Origin of the sequence: Chachezhania antarctica (assembly GCF_003646465.1) — a bacterium.
GTDB lineage: Bacteria > Pseudomonadota > Alphaproteobacteria > Rhodobacterales > Rhodobacteraceae > Chachezhania > Chachezhania antarctica.
In genome coordinates, this window is record NZ_QZEX01000002.1 from 435,777 (window position 1) to 453,626 (window position 17,850).

The 17,850-nt window shown below is 62.5% G+C and carries 21 protein-coding genes; 13 read left to right on the forward strand and 8 right to left on the reverse strand.

Annotated features, from left to right (window positions below; all coding sequences use genetic code 11):
- Positions 1-11 precede the first annotated feature (11 nt).
- The 4 genes from D4754_RS05835 to D4754_RS05845 all read right to left on the reverse strand — a co-directional run bounded on the left by D4754_RS05835 (position 12) and on the right by D4754_RS05845 (position 4,755).
- Positions 12-1,670, reverse strand: coding sequence for an FAD-binding dehydrogenase (locus D4754_RS05835; protein WP_121061978.1), 1,659 nt, complete (start codon positions 1,668-1,670; stop codon positions 12-14).
- A gap of 123 nt (positions 1,671-1,793) precedes the next feature.
- Positions 1,794-2,066 carry a hypothetical protein gene (locus D4754_RS23860; RefSeq protein ID WP_163025790.1) on the reverse strand — a complete coding sequence of 91 codons (273 nt, stop codon included), beginning with the start codon at positions 2,064-2,066 and terminating at the stop codon, positions 1,794-1,796.
- A 153-nt stretch (positions 2,067-2,219) separates the two neighbouring features.
- Positions 2,220-3,998 (reverse strand): SLC13 family permease, encoded by a 1,779-nt coding sequence (locus D4754_RS05840; protein ID WP_121061979.1) that lies wholly within the window; start codon positions 3,996-3,998, stop codon positions 2,220-2,222.
- A gap of 139 nt (positions 3,999-4,137) precedes the next feature.
- Positions 4,138-4,755 (reverse strand): MarC family protein, encoded by a 618-nt coding sequence (locus D4754_RS05845; RefSeq protein WP_121061980.1) that lies wholly within the window; start codon positions 4,753-4,755, stop codon positions 4,138-4,140.
- A 258-nt stretch (positions 4,756-5,013) separates the two neighbouring features.
- On the opposite strand from D4754_RS05845, the gene D4754_RS05850 reads away from it, so the two are divergent.
- Positions 5,014-5,754 carry a YebC/PmpR family DNA-binding transcriptional regulator gene (locus D4754_RS05850; RefSeq protein ID WP_121061981.1) on the forward strand — a complete coding sequence of 247 codons (741 nt, stop codon included), beginning with the start codon at positions 5,014-5,016 and terminating at the stop codon, positions 5,752-5,754.
- Positions 5,755-5,850: 96 nt separating this feature from the next.
- Here D4754_RS05850 and D4754_RS05855 read toward each other — a convergent pair whose 3' ends face one another.
- The 3 genes from D4754_RS05855 to dusA all read right to left on the reverse strand — a co-directional run bounded on the left by D4754_RS05855 (position 5,851) and on the right by dusA (position 8,197).
- Positions 5,851-6,213: a SpoIIAA family protein gene (locus tag D4754_RS05855; protein WP_121061982.1), complete on the reverse strand. Its 363-nt coding sequence runs from the start codon at positions 6,211-6,213 to the stop codon at positions 5,851-5,853.
- A 29-nt stretch (positions 6,214-6,242) separates the two neighbouring features.
- A complete protein-coding gene (locus D4754_RS05860) occupies positions 6,243-7,043 on the reverse strand; it encodes a phytanoyl-CoA dioxygenase family protein (RefSeq protein ID WP_121061983.1) in 801 nt (266 codons plus the stop codon).
- Positions 7,044-7,174: 131 nt separating this feature from the next.
- Positions 7,175-8,197: a tRNA dihydrouridine(20/20a) synthase DusA gene (dusA, locus tag D4754_RS05865; RefSeq protein ID WP_121061984.1), complete on the reverse strand. Its 1,023-nt coding sequence runs from the start codon at positions 8,195-8,197 to the stop codon at positions 7,175-7,177.
- A 119-nt stretch (positions 8,198-8,316) separates the two neighbouring features.
- Here dusA and D4754_RS05870 point away from each other — a divergent pair, with 119 nt between their 5' ends.
- On the forward strand, positions 8,317-9,387 hold the full coding sequence (locus D4754_RS05870; protein ID WP_163025791.1) for a site-specific integrase: 1,071 nt from the start codon (positions 8,317-8,319) through the stop codon (positions 9,385-9,387).
- A gap of 141 nt (positions 9,388-9,528) precedes the next feature.
- On the opposite strand, the gene D4754_RS05875 is transcribed toward D4754_RS05870, so the two are convergent.
- Complete coding sequence (locus D4754_RS05875; protein ID WP_076625383.1) at positions 9,529-9,957, reverse strand: MerR family transcriptional regulator; 429 nt, start codon at positions 9,955-9,957, stop codon at positions 9,529-9,531.
- A gap of 212 nt (positions 9,958-10,169) precedes the next feature.
- Here D4754_RS05875 and D4754_RS05880 point away from each other — a divergent pair, with 212 nt between their 5' ends.
- From D4754_RS05880 to D4754_RS23865, 11 genes are read left to right on the forward strand one after another with little or no spacing between them, the layout of a single operon-like run.
- Positions 10,170-10,736, forward strand: a complete 567-nt coding sequence (locus tag D4754_RS05880; protein WP_121061986.1) for an SCO family protein — start codon at positions 10,170-10,172, stop codon at positions 10,734-10,736.
- 5 nt (positions 10,737-10,741) lie between these two features.
- A complete protein-coding gene (locus D4754_RS05885) occupies positions 10,742-11,164 on the forward strand; it encodes a disulfide bond formation protein B (RefSeq protein ID WP_121061987.1) in 423 nt (140 codons plus the stop codon).
- Entirely contained in the window at positions 11,161-11,820 is a 660-nt protein-coding gene (locus tag D4754_RS05890; protein WP_121061988.1) for a DsbA family protein, read from the forward strand. Before D4754_RS05885 ends, D4754_RS05890 begins: the two co-directional genes overlap by 4 nt.
- Before the next feature lie 24 nt (positions 11,821-11,844).
- Positions 11,845-12,312, forward strand: a complete 468-nt coding sequence (locus D4754_RS05895) for a copper chaperone PCu(A)C (protein WP_420837204.1) — start codon at positions 11,845-11,847, stop codon at positions 12,310-12,312.
- A complete protein-coding gene (locus D4754_RS05900; RefSeq protein ID WP_121061990.1) occupies positions 12,312-12,926 on the forward strand; it encodes an SCO family protein in 615 nt (204 codons plus the stop codon). The genes D4754_RS05895 and D4754_RS05900 overlap by 1 nt, the downstream gene beginning before the upstream one ends.
- A 9-nt stretch (positions 12,927-12,935) precedes the next feature.
- Positions 12,936-14,315 (forward strand): M23 family metallopeptidase, encoded by a 1,380-nt coding sequence (locus D4754_RS05905; protein ID WP_121061991.1) that lies wholly within the window; start codon positions 12,936-12,938, stop codon positions 14,313-14,315.
- Between the two features lie 3 nt (positions 14,316-14,318).
- The gene (locus tag D4754_RS05910; RefSeq protein ID WP_093411672.1) at positions 14,319-14,774 is read left to right on the forward strand and encodes a DUF411 domain-containing protein; all 456 of its coding nucleotides are present in this window, start codon (positions 14,319-14,321) and stop codon (positions 14,772-14,774) included.
- A 12-nt stretch (positions 14,775-14,786) separates the two neighbouring features.
- Positions 14,787-15,569: a ZIP family metal transporter gene (locus D4754_RS05915; protein WP_121061992.1), complete on the forward strand. Its 783-nt coding sequence runs from the start codon at positions 14,787-14,789 to the stop codon at positions 15,567-15,569.
- A 4-nt stretch (positions 15,570-15,573) separates the two neighbouring features.
- Entirely contained in the window at positions 15,574-16,056 is a 483-nt protein-coding gene (gene lspA / locus D4754_RS05920; RefSeq protein WP_121061993.1) for a signal peptidase II, read from the forward strand.
- Positions 16,053-17,636 carry an apolipoprotein N-acyltransferase gene (lnt, locus tag D4754_RS05925; protein ID WP_121061994.1) on the forward strand — a complete coding sequence of 528 codons (1,584 nt, stop codon included), beginning with the start codon at positions 16,053-16,055 and terminating at the stop codon, positions 17,634-17,636. The genes lspA and lnt overlap by 4 nt, the downstream gene beginning before the upstream one ends.
- On the forward strand, positions 17,630-17,797 hold the full coding sequence (locus D4754_RS23865; RefSeq protein ID WP_163025792.1) for a hypothetical protein: 168 nt from the start codon (positions 17,630-17,632) through the stop codon (positions 17,795-17,797). Before lnt ends, D4754_RS23865 begins: the two co-directional genes overlap by 7 nt.
- Positions 17,798-17,850 lie beyond the last annotated feature (53 nt).

Below are 17,850 nucleotides of genomic sequence, written 5' to 3' on the forward strand. Positions count from 1 at the left end.
ACTGTTTGCTTTCAGGCGATGAAATCCGACCGTCCCGCCTGCCGGCCCGAGAAGATGCAACCGCCCAGGAACGTCCCTTCCAGCGCATTGTAGCCGTGATAGCCGCCACCACCGAAGCCTGCCACTTCGCCCACGGCGAAGAGCCCGGGCACCGGCGCGCCGTCGGCCCCCAGCACCCGGGCATCGAGGTCGGTCTGCAGACCGCCCAGCGATTTCCGTGTCAGGATATGCAGCCGCACCGCGATCAGCGGGCCGTTGGCGGGATCGAGGAACCTGTGCGGCGGCGCGGTGCGCAGCAGCCTGTCCCCCCGATGATGGCGCGCGGCCTGAATGGCGATGATCTGCGCATCCTTGGCAAACGGGTTGTCCACCTGCCTGTCCCGCGCCTCGATCTGGGTGCGCAGGGACGAAGCGTCCAGCAGATCGGAGCCCGCGATCCGGTTCATGCCGGCGACCAGAGTTTCCAGGTCCTTGGCCACGACGAAATCGTCACCCTTTTCCTTGAACGCCTCGATCGGGGCCGGCGCGCCCTTGCCCGACAACAGGCGCGCGCGGATCACCTCCATCCACTTGCCCGAGCTCAGATCCGGGTTCTGTTCCGAGCCGGACAGGGCGAACTCCTTCTCGATCACCTTCTGGGTGAGGATGAACCACGAATAGCCGTGGCCCGCGGCCAGGATCGCCTTCAGCGTCGCGCGCGTGTCGAAACCGGGCATCGCGGGCGGGGCCAGACGGCGGCCTGTCGCGTCGAACCACATCGAGGACGGGCCGGGCAGGATGCGGATGCCGTGCATGGGCCAGATCGGATCCCAGTTGGTGATGCCTTCGGTGTAGTGCCACATCCGGTCTTCGTTGATGACCCGGCCCCCCGCCGCGGCCGCGATGCCCTGCATCCGCCCGTCGACATGGAAGGGCACGCCCGACAGCATTTCGGCCGGCGGCGCGCCCAGAGCTTCGACCGGCCAGACCTTGCGGACCATCTCGTGATTGCCGCCGATCCCGCCGGACGCGACGATGACCGCGCCCGCGCGGAATTCGAAACTTCCGGTCTCGTCGCGGTTGGTCTTCTGCCCGCGCGCGCCGGTGTCGGGCGCCAGCACCTGCCCGGAGACGCCTTTCACCGCGCCCCCTTCGGTCACGATCTGGTCGACCCGGTGGCGGAAGCGGAACGTGATCCGCCCGGCATCCGCATGGGCGCGCACGCGGCGCAGGAAGGGCGCCAGAACGCCCGGGCCGGTGCCCCATGTCAGGTGGAAGCGTGGCACGGAATTGCCGTGCCCGTCGGCCCACGCGCCGCCGCGTTCCGCCCAGCCGACGACGGGGAACCAGCGGAACCCCATCTCCTTCAGCCAGGGGCGCATGTCGGAGGCGGCGAAATCGAGATACGCCTCGGCCCATTTGCGGGGCCAGGCGTCTTCTTCCCGGTCGAAGCCGGCGGAGCCCATCCAGTCGGACCTTGCCAGCGCGTGGCTGTCCCTGATCCCCATGCGCCGCTGTTCCGGCGTGTCGATCATGAAGAGCCCGCCCAGCGACCAGAACGCCTGCCCGCCAAGAAAGGATTCGGGCTCCTGATCGACGATCAGGACCTGCTTTCCGCGGTCGCCCAGTTCCGCCGCGGCAACAAGGCCCGCAAGCCCGCCGCCGACGACGATGACATCGGCTGTGTCCATGTGATCCCCTCCCGTTTTTTTGGGGAAGACTAGGACAGGATGGAGGTCTTGCGAAATGGTTTCGCGGGGACAAGGGGTAGCGAAAGTCGCTCGTAATCTGTCGCGAACCTCACCGTACAAGAGTTATTCAGGAAAACACTTACCCTGTTCGCGAATCCAAATAGCTGACACCCGGGCTATTTGCGCTCTGGTTAGCAAAATTTCCCGATACACAGCGAGCATCAGCAATCCTATCAAGTAGAATGCCAAATGGTCCATATTCAGACCATACCACCAACCGATTAGAGATAAACCAACTACGGCAATAACCGGATGCCAATCTGCGTCGCGCTGGAGCCGTTTTTCGTATGCAACGGCGTCTTCAAAAGCTGTTAAATACTCTCGATCTGCGGACATTGAACTCTCCATAGTTTGGCCAACGCTACTTCGGCCGGTACAATGTCCGAACCGTTATATGACGCAGGGTGCCTGCTACGCACGCACCATTACCCCTTGCTGGCGAATGGTGCGTGGGGACCACGCACCCTACCGGTCCTGCCCGGCCATGGCTCAGGGTGTCATCGGCCAGAACACCAAGAGCGCGGGGATCGATACCGCGACGATCAGGACTTCCAGCGGCAGGCCCATGCGCCAGTAGTCTCCGAACCGGTAGCCGCCCGGGCCAAGGACCAGCGTGTTGTTCTTGTGACCGATGGGCGTGAGGAACGCCGCCGAGGCCGCGACGGCCACCGCCATCAGGAACGGGTCCGGGGAGACGTCCAGCGCGCGGGCCATCTCGATCCCCACGGGGGCCGCGACGATGGTCGTGGCGGTGTTGTTCAGCACGTCCGACAGGCTCATCGTGACGATCATCAGCACCGCCAGCACCGCCCAGGCCGGCAGGCCGTCGGTCAGCGTGATCAGGGCACGGGCGATCAGGTCGGTGCCGCCCGAGGTCTCCAGCGCCGCGCCAAGGGGGATCATCGAGCCCAGGAGCACCACGACGGGCCATTCGACATGGGTGTAGATCTCGGCGATCGGCAGGATGCGGGCCAGCACGTAGCCCACGACGACCAGTCCCAGCGCCACCGGCAGGTAGATCAGCCCGAAGGCCGCCGCCGCAACCGCGACGGCGAAAAGACCAAGCGCCAGCCAGATCTTGTCATCGGCGGTCACGTCGCGGCCGCGTTCGGCCAGGGGCAGCACGCCCAGCCAGTCGGCCACCACCTGCCCCCGCCCCTTGGGGCTGAGCAGCAGGACGAGATCGCCCGGTTCCACCACCGTCCGGCGGATCTGCGACCGGATGCGACGACCCTGCCGGGACAGGCCCAGCAGGATCGCACCCTGCCGCCAGGCCAGCCCCAGCGCCTGCGCGGTGCGGCCGGCGATGCGGGCGCCTTCGGGCACCACGGCCTCGACCACTTCCAGCCCCTCGCCCGCGGCGGTCAGCTGGTCCTGCCGGTCCCCGTCGGAGAAATCGAGCGACAGGCCCGCACGGAATTCATCGAGCGCTTCCGACGTCGCCTCGATCACCAGCACGTCTCCGGCCATCAGCTTCACGGTGGAGGCACGGCCATAGCGGCGTTCGCCGTCGCGGATCAGGCCCACGATGGCGACATCCGCGGCCTCGGCCTCTTCGTCCAGTTCGTTCACACGGCGGCCGATCTGGTCGGATTCCTCGGGCACCGTCAACTCGGCGATGTAGGAGGCGAAATCGGCGGCCTCGGCCCCCGCATCGGCCCGGTTCGGGATCAGGCGCCAACCGATCAGCGAGACGAAGAGAAGGCCCGCGATGGCAGCCAGCCCGCCAACGGGCGCGAAATCGAACATCGAATAGGGCGCGCCAAGGGCATCGTTGCGGATCGAGGCGATGATGATGTTGGGCGGCGTGCCGATCAGCGTGGCCATGCCGCCAAGGATCGTCGCGAAGGACAGGGGCATCAGCGACAGGCCCGGCGGGCGCTTGGCCTTGCGGGCGGTCTGGATATCGACGGGCATCAAGAGCGCAAGGGCAGCCACGTTGTTCATGAAGGCCGACAGGACGGCGCCAAGCCCGCCCATCAGCGTGATATGCGCGCCAAGCCCGCGGCCGGTATCGACGAGCGTCCGCGTGATCAGCATCACGGCGCCCGACCGCACCAGCCCGGCCGACACGATCAGCACCAGCGCCACCACCAGCGTCGCGGGATGGCCGAAGCCCGCAAAGGCCTGATCGGACGGCACGACCCCCAGCACCACGCCTGCAAGCAGCGCGGAAAAGGCCACGAGATCGTAGCGGAACCGCCCCCACAGAAGGAGGCCGAAGACAGCGCCGAACAGCGCGAAAAGAATGATCTGATCCTGGGTCATGACCGCACCCTATGAGCCTCGCATCGTGGAGGCCAGAGGAAGGACGGCGGGGCGGCCAGTCCCGGCTAACACTCTGTAACCGTTTCGGTTCAGGGGACAAGATGGCATCGGCAGGCGCCGGCCGCGCGGGCCGGACCGTCTAGACCGCGGGCAGGCCGTCCCGGATCAGCTGCACGATGGCCTCGATCACGTTGTCGACGGCCACGGCGGCCAGGATCATGCCCATCACCCGGCTGACGATGGCGGCGCCCGTGCGGCCGATCACCTTCAGGATCGGGGTGGCCGCCAGCATGAACAGGAAGGCCACGGCCAGCACCGACACCATCACCCCCGCCGTCACCACCTGTTCGGGAACCGAGAAGCGGTAATTGTCGGTCAGAAGCACGATGGCCAGCATCGCCCCGGGTGACGCGAGAGACGGCACCGCCAGCGGAAAGATGGCCGGGTTGTCGTCTTCGGACGGCTCGGACTCCTTGCCGGTGTCCGCGAAGATCATGGTCAGCGCGAACAGGAACAGGACCAGCCCGCCCGCGATCTGGAAGGCAGGGAGCGAGATCCCCAGCGCATCGATCAGGAACTGCCCCAGCACGAGGAAGAACAAAAGCACGCCTGCGGCCACAAGTGCGGCCTGCAGCGCGGTCTTGCGTTGTTGCGCCGGGGAGAGGCCCGCCGTCACGGCGGTGAAGACGGGAATGGTTCCGATGGGGTCGATCACGACCCAGAGGACGACGAACTGTTCGAAAAGATTGATAGTCATGAAAATCCGTTTGGGTCGCGGCTGTGCCTATGCGCCGGGACGTGAGGAAACGCTGTGAGCTATGGGCCACGGATGCATCTTTTATTCCATAGCGCAAGGGGTTATCCGGGGTCGGACCGCGTTTGCCCCTGCCCCGGCGCGGCGACGCCCCCTTCCCCGGCGGGCGCGCGGGGCGCGGACCAAGCGACGGCGGCTTGCAGGGCGTGGGGGCTCTGGCCTATAGAACGCGTCAGACAATTCACGAGCTGGAGATCATCAATGGCCGGACATTCCAAATGGGCCAATATTCAGCACCGCAAGGGGCGGCAGGATGCGGCCCGTTCGAAACTGTTTTCGAAGCTGTCGAAAGAGATCACCGTCGCCGCCAAGATGGGCGACCCCGATCCCGACAAGAACCCGCGCCTGCGGCTGGCGGTGAAAGAGGCCAAGTCGCAATCCGTCCCCAAGGACGTGATCGACCGCGCCATCAAGAAATCGCAGGCCGGTGACGGCGACGATTACGAAGAGATCCGCTACGAAGGCTATGGCCCCAGCGGGGTCGCGATCATCGTCGAGGCGATGACCGACAACCGCAACCGGACGGCATCGAACGTGCGGTCGACCTTTTCCAAGAACGGCGGCAACCTGGGCGAGACGGGCTCGGTCGGGTTCATGTTCGAACGCAAGGGCGAAGTGTCCTACCCCGCCGATGCGGGCGATGCCGAAACGGTGCTGGAAGCCGCGATCGAGGCCGGGGCGGAGGACGTCGACAGCTCGGAAGACGGGCATTTCATCTATTGCGCCGATACCGACCTGAACGAGGTGTCGAACGCGCTGGAAGAGTCGCTGGGCGAATCCGAGAGCACCAAGCTGGTCTGGAAGCCGATGACGACGACCGAGATGGATCTGGACGGGTTGCAGAAGCTGATGAAGCTGGTGGACGCGCTGGAAGACGATGACGACGTCCAGCGGGTGACCACCAATTTCGAGGCGTCCGACGAGGTCATGGCGCAGCTGTAAGCGCAAAGTTTCGCCGCGCATGGCGCGGCGACAGACGCGGGGGCGCTGCCCCCGCGCGCCCCGTTCCCACAGGGGGCAAGCCCCCTGCACCCCCGGTCATTTGGGCATGGTCAGCCATTCGCGGGCAGACGGTTCTTCCGTCAGCGGGAACGCCTTCACAGGATATGGCAGGAACACCGCGGCCGCGCGGACGGCCGTGGACACCCAGCCCAGGTCCGAACAGATCGCGATCCGGTCGAACGCGCCCAGATGGGACAGGCCCAGTTTCGTGTCCTCCCACGCGGCGGCCATGTCGTAGCCTTGGAAATCCTCACCCACCACGGCAAGCACCAGCAATTTCGGCTCGGCTTTCAGCGCGGCTTCCATCGCCGGTTCAAGCACGGCGGAATAATCGTGTTGCGTGACGGTGCCGCTGAGGCGCACCGTCAACTGGGCGCCGCTTTGCGTGACTTCGATCATGGTCCCATCCCCGTTGACTGTCAGGCACTCTACTCCAGCGAGAGCCAGTCTGTCATGCCGCCCGGCAGATGCGGGCGAAAATAGGCGATCATGCGCGGGTCCGCGTCATCCGCCTGCCACGGGGCCACGCCGTGGACCGCGAGCCGGTGAAGCAGCGTCGCCTCCCCCGGGCGGGCCGGAACGGTCACGCGCTTGCAGGTGTCGAACGCCGTGCGGCGGGCAGTCTGGTAGGGGTCGGTCAGGTCGATGTTTGGCCAGTCCGCGGGTGGATGCGGGGCCAGCGCCGCGCGCAGCGCGCGGGCGATCAGGTGGTGGCTGCCCTCCCACACGACCAGCGGCGCGGCCTCGGGCGCGGCATCGGTCAGCGGCAGGCCAAGGATGTAGGCGTGCGGTTCGCTGAGGAACCGCCGCCGCGCGGGGCCGTCGCGGCGCAGGCCATCGACATGGGCGGCATCGCGTTTCTCGCGGTAGCGCGCCGCGGCCTCGCTTTCACCATCGCGCGGGCGGGGATAGCCGGGCCAGACGGTTGAAAGCTGGGCCCGGTGGAGGGGCAGCGGGCCATAGAGGCGTTCTATGAACGCCATCACCCACCCGTTCAGCGGCGCGGACCCTGCGACACGGCCAAGCGCATCGTTGGGCAGCGCTTCGAGGCCCACGAACCACGTGCCTTCGCAGACATGGAGCGCGGAATAGGCAGGATCGGTCAGTGCCGCTTCGCCGGCCCGCCGGGCGTGTTCGGCCCAGTCGAGAACGGCGGGATCGGCCGGAAACCGCAGCCAGCCATCGGCATGGAACGCACGTGACAGGTCGTCGAAATCGGGGCGGGTCATTTCGGGGTCACCTGCCATACGGCGGACCGCACCGGATTGCCTTGCATGAAAGCCACTGTCTTCACGGGCGGGCTCCTGTCACCCGGTCAACGCGCTGCGGGTTTGCCAGAGGCGAAAGCGCGGGCCCCACCCTACTCTGCCGCCGCGCGATCCATGAGGTCGAAAATGGGTTCAAGCGCGGCTTCGACCACCTCCGGCCCGGCACCGGGGCGCACGCCCTGTTCCGACAGCGTCCGCCGCCACGCGCGGGCGCCGGGGCGGCCGGCGAACAGGCCCAGCATGTGGCGGGTGATCTGGTGAAGACGGCCGCCGGAGGTCAGGTGATCGTCGATATAGGGCATCATCGTGCGCGCCACGGCGATGGGATCGCGGGCCGCGCCTGTGCCGAAGATCACCGGATCGGCGGCGGCAAGAATGTCCGCCGGTTCGTGATAGGCGGCGCGGCCGATCATGACACCGTCAAGGCCATCGGCCAGCAGCGCCTGCGCCTGTTCCAGCGTGGCAATCCCGCCGTTGATCGACACATGCATGTCCGGAAACGCGGCCTTCATCCGGCGCACCAGATCGTGGTTGAGCGGCGGCACCGTCCGGTTTTCCGCCGGGCTGAGCCCGTCGAGCCACGCCATCCGCGCATGGATGGTCACGCGCCTGCATCCCGCCGCGCGGATCTGGTCCAGAAAATCGGGCAGGATCTCCTCCGGCTTTTGGTCATCGACACCGATGCGGCATTTCACGGTGACCTCGACATCCACCGCCTCGACCATCGCCGCCACGCACTCGGCCACCAGCGCTGGCTGGCGCATCAGTACCGCCCCGAACGCACCCGATTGCACGCGGTCGGACGGACAGCCGCAGTTCAGGTTGATCTCGTCATAGCCCGCCTGGGCCCCCAGCCGCGCGGCCTGGGCCAGTTCGGCCGGGTCCGAGCCGCCGAGTTGCAGCGCCACGGGATGTTCGGCCGGGTGATGGTCCAGCAGATGCAACGCGCCCCCCCGCACCAGGGCGGGCGCGGTGACCATTTCGGTGTAGAGCAACGCCTCCGCGCTCAGGAGCCGGTGGAAGTACCGGCAATGGCGGTCTGTCCAGTCCATCATCGGTGCCACGCTCAGTCGCGAAGCTCTTGATAAGTCTTGTTTTTTATATTTTTCCGCCACTTACAGGCACCTACAGTTCGTCTCGTTTCCGCTCATCATGGACCAAACCCGTCGATTTTGACACTGGATTTGGTCCCGTGGACCAAATACAATTTCGTGGACCAAATGGGGAGACCATCATGGGCTCGATCACCACACGCAAACGCAAGGATGGAAGTCACAGCTACAGGGCACGTGTACGAGTGATGCGCGAGGGCACCGTCTATCACGAGACGAAGACTTTTGACAGACGCCCAGCTGCGACCGTCTGGATAAAGAAACGCGAGAAAGAGCTAGCAAAACCTGGTGCGCTGGAAGAGTTGAACGTATGCGACCCTCCGCTGTCCAAAGCGATCGAGCGCTATACTGAAGAAGCCGTGAAGGACATCGGTCGCACAAAAGCCCAGGTCCTCAGGACCATCGTCACCTACCCGATCGCCGATCTGCCCTGCTCCACCATCAAGTCGAAGGATGTCATCGAGTTCCTTCAGTCTCTGCCCGGACAACCGCAAACCGTCGGGAACTACGCGAGCCATCTCGCCTCGATGTTCGCCATAGCTCGACCGATGTGGGACTTCCGACTGGATGACCGGGAGATGAGAGACGCGATCACCGTCGCGCGCCGTATGGGGATCATCTCCCGTTCCGCGCAGCGTAACCGCAGGCCCACCCTCGATGAACTCGACCGGCTGCTGGCCCATTTCATTGATCGGCGCCAGAGAGCACCTCAAGCCATGCCCATGCACAAGGTGATCGTTTTCGCTCTCTTCTCGACGCGCCGACAGGCAGAGATAACCCGGCTCACCTGGGATGACTTGCAGAACGAGCACAAGCGCATCCTGGTCCGTGACATGAAGCATCCCGGCGAAAAGCTCGGAAACGATACCTGGGTCGACTTGCCCGAAGAGGCCATTCGGATCATCGACAGCATGCGCAAGAGCAAAGCTGAGATCTTCCCCTACTCTCCGGACGCAATCACGGCCAACTTTACCCGCGCTTGCAAGCTGCTCGGGATCGACGATCTGCGTTTCCACGATCTACGCCATGAAGGCATCTCGCGCTTGTTTGAGATGGGTTGGAACATTCCCCACGTCGCAGCTGTCAGTGGGCACAGGTCATGGGTCAGCCTCAAACGCTATACACACATCCGCGAAACCGGCGACAAGTATGCAAGCTGGCCTGGAATTCAACTCGCCATCGGCAACGAATGATCCACCGACCAATCCTTAGCTTTCGCCCAGAACTTCGCGATTACGGTCTATGACCTAGACACCGATCCGAGTTATCGGAACTGACGCCCAACGATCCCGACAAGCTTTCTAAGCCTTCATGACAAGCCGGATTTCAGCCATTCAAAGACCAACTTCATCGTGCTCGGTGAGGCATTCGGAGTGGTCACGCAACACCTCAAGGACACGGCAATCGGCGGTTCGTCCACCACTGCACTCATGAACCATTCGTTCCAGCTCGGTTCGGAGCGCCTCTAGTCGGCTCAACCGTTGCTCCACTTGCTTAAGCTGCCGACGCGCAATGGCATCAGCGTCGGCGCAGGATGTCCCAGGATTGTCGCTCAAATTCAGAAGTTCACGAATAGCGTCAAGCGAGAAACCCAGTTGCCGAGCGTGTCGAACAAATGACAGCCTATCTAGTTCAGCATCTCCGTAGCGGCGTTGACCGCCTTCGGTTCTGCCTGGTTCGGGCATCAACCCTATCTGCTCGTAGTAGCGGATCGTCTGGACCTTTGTCCCGGTTTTTCTCGCCATCGCGCCAATTGTCAGCATCTTACCCGACCTCATACCTACAGCGAGTGTAGCTTCGCGCCAGATCGATGACAAGTCTGAACCGTCATTCACAGTTCAGTGAAGCTGTTCCTTGCGACGTCATCTTGGCTTGAAGCTATAGCTGCTAGAGGTCGTACACGAAGCCCGAGCAAACAATCGGAATCGGGCAAAGCAGTGTGAACCTTTCCAACTTGCAGAAAATACTGTGGGCGATGGCGGCCACGGCAGCACTTTTGTACATCGGCTTGCTACTGCGGCCTGACTCTGTCTCCGAAAACGAGCGGACCGCAAGCGATAGCCCGTTTTTCGCGGAATTCGAGCTGACGGATCATCGTGGCATGGTCCAAACACAGCGTGACTTCTCCGGCCGCTGGATGCTGATTTTCTTCGGATTCACAAATTGCCCGGACATTTGTCCGACAACACTCTCCGAGGTCGCCGCCGTAATGGAGGGACTGGGCGGCGAGGCAGAAAAGGTCCAGCCCATTTTCATTACAATAGACCGCGAACGCGATAGTCCGATGGTACTCTCCCAATACGTGGAGCAATTCGAAGCAGGTATAATTGGTCTGACTGGCACGGCTAACCAGATGGCTGCGATATCTGATAGCTTCCCCATATTTTTTGAAAGGAACGAGGAGGCATCCGCTCCGGGGGGCTACACAATGAGCCATACCTCGAACTTGTTCCTATTTGACCCACAGGCGGGTTACTCAACCTCGTGGCCCTACGGCACGTCCGCTGAAGAGATCCTTGCTGATCTGCAGGAAAGGATCTGACCGACATGAAACGCATTCCCGGAGACATGGCCATCGGGCTGGCCTGGACCGTCGCCACTTCTGCCTCGTTGGCGGTTCTTTTCATCGGCGAAGTGCTCGGCCAAACGCCCTGTCTGCTCTGCTGGTTTCAACGCGCCTTCATGTTTCCGCTGGCGATCATCCTCGGGCTAGGGCTGTGGTGGAATGACCATGGCGTCGGGCGCTACGGGATCGCGCTCGCCTTAGGCGGCGCGGCCGTGGCGGTCTGGCATTTGGGCCTCTATGCGGGCCTGGTCCCCGAGCAAATTCAGCCCTGCACCGCGACCGGCCCCTCCTGCACCGACGACAACCAGCTGGTCTTCGGAATTCCGATTCCGCTGATGGCCTTGGTCGCCTTCACCGTGATTGGAGCACTCTCCGCCCTCTCCCTGAAGGAACCGCAAGAATGAACAGACGTGCCCTGATCCTCTCCGTGCTCACCTTTGGTCTAGCAGGGTTTGGCGCAGCATCCTGGTATGTGACCCGCCCTTCTCCGGCCCCCGTGGGAGAGGCCGTTCCGCCGGAACTGTCCGATGCGCTGATCCGGTCCTACTCGCCGATCCTCGGGTCGGAAACCGCACCTGTAACGATTGTCGAATTCTTCGACCCGGCCTGCGAGGCTTGTCGGGCCTTTTATCCGGTGGTCAAGAACATCATGTCCGAACACGGCAACGACGTGCGCGTGGTGATCCGTTACACGCCATTTCATGGTGAGGCGTCAGAAGAGGCCATCCGAGTGCTCGAGGCGGCTCGCATGCAAGACGTCTTCGAACCCGTGCTCGAAGCCGTCCTGCGCGAGCAGCCGCGTTGGGCCTCTCATGGGGCGCCTGAACCGGATCTGATACTCGATATTGCCGCCTCCGCCGGACTGGACGTCGAGGAGGCGCGTGAACAGTTGCTCTTTCCAGGGACGACGGCCGTTCTCAACCAGGATCGCGCGGATGTCGAAGCCATGGGCGTAGTCCAGACACCGACCTTTTTCGTGAACGGCCGCCCGCTAAACCCGTTCGGTGAGGACGAACTGCGACGCCTCGTGGCGGCCGAAGTCGCCGCGGCGCGGAGCTGAACCATGCAAATCGGAAAGGCTGTTGTGAAGAAGAACCATCTCATCAAAGTACTTGTTTCGCTGCTGACATTCGTGGGCGCTCCAACATCAACTCTGGCAGGTTCGGAGGATTTGGTCGTCGAGGGCGCATGGGCCCGGGCATCTATCGGGACAAGCCGCCCCGGCGCCGCCTACATGAGCATTCGCAATACCGGTGACACGCCTGTGACTATCGTCGGCCTGGCGACACCAATCGCACAGATGTCCGAGATACACGAAACCCGAACCAATGCCGAAGGCGTGAGCTCCATGTCCTCAGCCGGGGAGATTACTATCGAGCCGGGCCAGAACGTGGCACTGGAGCCGGGCGGTCTGCATGCAATGCTGATGCGCCTGCAGTCGCCGATGCAGGAAGGAGAGAGCTTTCCGCTAACGCTGAAGTTCGACAACGGAAGCACGGTTGAAATCGTGGTCCCCATCCTAGGAATAGCGGCGCGCGGTCCGAGCGAGTGATGCGGCGACGGACAATCCTTGGATACGCCGTAGCCGGCGCCGGGGCGCTTGCTTCCGTGCTCTTATTCGGTTGGTGGCAGGTAGACGGCCCAGGTGCGCCGGAATCGACCGGCCTGCTTCCCCTTGACCTATCCGTCATGGATTTCAGCTTGACCGACCACGAGGGCAACGAGGTCGGGCCAGAATCTCTGATCGGGCGCCCGTCCATGGTGTTCTTCGGCTTCACCTACTGTCCGGACGTATGCCCGACCACACTGTCGGACATCTCTGGCTGGTTGGACGAGCTGGGCGACGACGCCACGGAGATGAATGTGGTCTTTATCACCGTCGATCCTGCGCGAGACACCGTCGAAACGATGGAAGAGTATGTCAGCTATTTCCATTCAGCTATCCGTGGATGGACCGGGGCCCAAGATCAGATCGCACAAGCCGTGCGCGGTTTCCGTGCAAGCTACGAGCGCGTACCGACCGAAAGCGGCGATTACACGATGAACCATACCGCGAGTGTCTTCCTGTTCGATCGTTCGGGCCGGTTCGTCTCCATGATTGACTATCACGAACCGAGAGAATTCGCCGTGCCTAAAATCCGGCGTGCACTTGAAGAAGAATCTTAGGGGGCCACCATGAAGTTTGGAATATTCGCGGCAAGTTTCACAGGCTTAGCGGCATTGTCAGCTGGGGGACTTGCATTATCCTGGGAATGGTCGATCGATCCAGTTCCTCCGGAGCTCGCCGCAGCTAGCGCGTGGTCTCCGCCGGCGTTGCAAGCTCCCAGGGTTTTGGAAACCGCCTTTCCGGCACAGGGACAGCCAGGTATCGAAAGAATTCCCGAATTCAAACCCTTGCCGCTCCTGCAGGAGATCGCGGCCAGCGACAATGCATTGCCGGAGATTGAACCCGTTCTGACGAGATGGTCGCGCGAAATCGCGCCTGGCGAAACCCTCGATGCAGTCCTGGCGGAGGCCGGCCTCGCGGCAAACACACGGGCAGAAGTCGCCTTGGCAATAGGTGCTGAATATGACCTGCGGCGCCTCCGGCCCGGACATTCCATCACCCTCATCTCGAACGCACATGGTGCTGCGCGCTCGGTATCGCTTACCGTCGGAGACGGTGTTCGAATTGAGGCCACCTTCGGTGAAGAGCTGTCTACATCAGTCGTTTCACCTGAACCCGAACTCGTAACACTCGCGGGTGAGGCGGTGATCGGCAGTTCACTCTTCGCCGCCCTCGAAGAGGCCGAGATGCCCGCCCGGTTTGCCGTGGACCTTGCGCAAATGCTCGGCGGAACTGTGGATTTCCGTCGTGACATGTCGGGCGGCGAAAAACTGCAACTTCTTTGGAGAGAGGCCCGGCTTGGAAACGAAAGAATCGGGCAGCCTGACCTGGCATTCGCTGCTCTGGAGATCGGCGGAGCCCTCTACGAAATCGTCTGGCCGGATAACGGAAGCGGTCAGGCGACGATCTATGTGGACGGTGAGGTCTTGCGGGTCTTTGCACAACCGGTCGAAGGTGCGCGCCTCAGTTCTGTTTTTGGACGTCGCACACACCCGGTCTATGGCAATGTTCGAATGCACACTGGAGTCGACTTCGCAGCAGCGGGTGGAACTCCGGTCCATGCGACAGCCCCCGGTCAAGTCAGCTTCATCGGCTGGCGGAATGGGTACGGCCGCGTCGTCGAACTCACTCACGGCTCGGACACCATGACGAGATACGCGCATCTAAGCTCGACCCCCGACGAGCTCGCTCAAGGCCAGCGCGTGGCGGCGGGGGACATGATTGGTCGCGTCGGCGCCACCGGTACGGCAACCGGGCCCAATCTTCACTACGAAGTTCTCGTCGAAGGTCGCCCAACCGATCCTCTCTCCGACGACCGTCTCGCCAATGCAATAGAGCGCCAGGCGGATGATGATACCTACGCGTTGTCACGCCTTGCTGAGGCACGCGCCCGTCTGGCCACCAGCCTGGAACGCGAGATCGCCCGGCAAGCAACTGAAAGCCTGTGACCCATGAATAGTCTGAAACATATACTTGTTTTCGCAATCTCACTGCTTCCGGCTGCCCAGGCATTCGCAGAAGTTACAGCTATCGAGGTTCGCAAGACGAACGGCTGTGGCTGCTGCCTGTCGTGGATGAACCATCTCGAGGAAAACGGTTTTGTTCCCACCGGCGAAGACATGTTCGGCGGGCTGCTGGTTCGTTTCAAGCTGGAGAGAGGTGTGCCCCAACGCATGGTCTCCTGCCATACCGGTTTGGTGGAAGGATATGTGATCGAAGGGCATGTACCGGCTTCCGACATCCGCCGTCTTCTGGAAGAACGTCCTGACGCAATCGGCCTTGCGGTGCCCGGAATGCCTTACGGTTCGCCCGGCATGGGTCCCGAAGAAGACCGGGAAGCCTACGATGTCTTTCTAATCCGGCAGGACGGGTCGACCGAGATCTACTCGAGTTACCCAGAAGGGTGAACCAGCTCAGACATGGACACCCTGCCCCCGATACTGCTCGGTCTGATTGGAAGTCTCGCCGCCGGCACGCTGACGGCCGTCGGCGCGGTGCCCGTTTTGTTCGGTCACATTCCGTCGCGGGCAACTCGCGACCTGTCGCTCGGCTTCGCGGCCGGGGTGATGCTTGCCGCCTCCTTTTTCTCCTTGATTATCCCTGCACTCGATGCCGCCGAAACCTTGTTCGACAACGGAGCTGCACCGGCCGCCATCGTCTGCGTTGCGATCCTTCTGGGAATGGGGGCGGTAGCGCTGATGAACGAGAAGCTGCCCCATGAACACTTCAGATCGGGTCGTGAAGGACCGGAGGCGGAGTCCTTGCGGCGGGTTTGGCTCTTCATCTTCGCGATTACGATTCACAACTTCCCAGAGGGCCTTGCAGTCGGCGTGGGATTTGGTTCGGGAGGCATGGAGGGCGGTCTGCCGATCGCGATCGGCATCGGTCTTCAGAACGCTCCTGAGGGGCTCGCCGTCGCGGTATCGCTCTTGGGTGAAGGGTATCCCAGGCTCCGCGCCTGGGCCATCGCGGCCCTCACCGGCATGGTCGAACCGATTGGTGGCTTGCTCGGAGCGGGCATCATCACACTGTCGGAACCGCTACTCCCATGGGGCCTCGCCTTTGCAGCAGGTGCGATGCTTTACGTAATCAGCCACGAAATAATTCCTGAGACTCATCGAAGCGGCCATCAGAACAAAGCGACCCTCGGACTATCAATTGGCCTTGTTCTCATGTTGTTTCTAGACGTTTGGCTGGGGTGACGACATGCCGCCCTCTCTAAAAGCGTCAGTTAGCGGCACTCTTGCCATTTTCATCGCTTTCTCCGTCGATCAAGTCACAAAAGCTATCGTGGTTGCGAATGCGGAATCCCTGCGCGCTAGCGTCCCGATCGCCCCTGGGTTTAATCTCACGTACTTGCGTAATGACGGCGTGACCTTCGGCCTTCTCAGCGGCACATCATGGTGGGTCCTGGCGGCGCTGGCCATTGCCGTCTGCGTCTGGTTGACGTTCATGATGTGTCAAGCTGCCAACAGAGTCGAAGCCGTCGCATACGGCGCGATCATAGGAGGCGCTTTCGGCAACGTAACGGATCGCCTGCGTTTTCAGGGGGTCACGGATTTCCTCGATTTCTATGTGAGCACCGCCCATTGGCCCGCCTTCAATATGGCCGATGTGTTTGTGGTATGTGGCGTCGGATTGCTCCTCATTGGGCCGAAGGTCCAGCAAGCACACCAGAGTGGTCCATGAGGTCGCCTTTGCCTTTTTGCAGAGGCTGGGTGACTTCCTTGCCGTCTCGCGCCATTGTCGCGACCGCAGCAGGAGCGATGACCGTTCTGTCGCTTCCGCCCTTCTCGATCATTCTGCTCGTGCCCGTATCCTTTTCAGTGCTGCTACTTCTGCTGCGCGCTGGTTCCGTCGGGGCGGCCGCACTGGTGGGGTGGGCCTTCGGCCTCGGTCAGTTCGGCTTCGGCCTCTCATGGATCTCCGAGAGCTTCTATGTGGACCCCGATAAATTCGGGGCGCTGGCCATCCCGGCCGTTGCCGCACTGGCCGCCGGTCTGGCCACCTTTCCGGCCTTGGCGGCGGCGCTGTTTTCCGGCACTATGTCCCGCCGTGCAGTCACCGGCGTAACGACCTGCCTGCTGTTCGCAACCTCGTGGACGGCGGCAGAGTGGCTGCGCGGGCACGTCCTCACGGGATTTCCCTGGAACCTCACCGCCTACGCCCTTGTCGACTACCCGACACTGAGGCAGCCGGCCGCATGGATTGGCAGCTATGGGCTGGGCTTTCTTTTAGTCCTGGCCGGAACGCTGCCGGCCGCGGCCCTGGTGACGGAGAGACGGCGGCGCTGGGTCCCCGCTAGTCTATTCGCGGCTGTGATCGCGACGATATGGACCGTAGGCCAAGGCCGACTCGGGTTAGAGCCGGGACCTGCGCCCGATGCCGATGTGCGTATAGTCCAAGGCAACGTGCCGCAAAGGGAGAAGTGGGCGCCCGAACAGCGAGACGAGACCTTAACGCGCTATCTGGACCTCTCGAGCGGTCCCGGCGAGGTGGATGTGCTCCTGTGGCCGGAAACCGCCTTTCCGGGCTTTCTCGATGAGGATCTGCGGGCGCGATCTCGCATTGCCGCCATCTTGCAGGACGGCGCTTTGCTTCTGACCGGCGTCCCGGACCGCACGCGAAAGGACCAAGAAACGCTCTATTTCAACACCGTCCAAGCTTACAATCAAACCGGAGACATTCTGACCGGCTATGCAAAACACCATCTCGTTCCATTCGGCGAGTATGTCCCCTTCCGCGGCTGGCTTAAGCTCGACCGGATCACCCAAGGCCTGGGAGACTTTACGCCCGGTGCAGGACCGCGAACGCTGACCCTGCCCGGCGCTCCCCCGCTGGCTGTGGCCATCTGCTACGAGATCATCTTTCCGGGCGACGTCATCGACGATCAGCATCGGCCCGACTGGATATTCAACGCAACAAACGATGCCTGGTTCGGCACCAGTATAGGACCCGAGCAGCACCTTGCTGCGGTCCGCATGCGTGCCGTCGAAGAAGGACTTCCGATTGTGAGGGCCGCGAACACCGGCATCTCAGCGGTAATCGACGCGAAGGGCGAGCTCATTGTGAAGCTTGGCATCGAAGAGACCGGTGTCATCGATGCCGAACTTCCCGGCGCCCTAAAACCCACGCCATATGCACGGTTCGGCGACTGGATGTTCCTGGCGTTAATCGCCGTTACTTGGATCGTGTTTCTTGGCTCAAGGCTGTCAGGCATGCATCGGGCAAGAAATAAAAAAGCATCAGTGGAGGCAAAGTCATGTTGACGATCGCGGGTATCCTCGCAGGAGCAATCTGGGGTGGGTATCTGGCGCGTCGCCGTAAAGGAAACCGGCTGGATATCATGCAATATGCGGTCAGCTCGGGTATCGCTTTTGGCCTCCTGACTTTCTTCGTATCATTGGTCTTCCTGCGTTTGGCGTCTTAGAAAACCTTTGAGGTGCCATAAAATTGCGACGTCTTTTCAGAACTTTGCTGTAT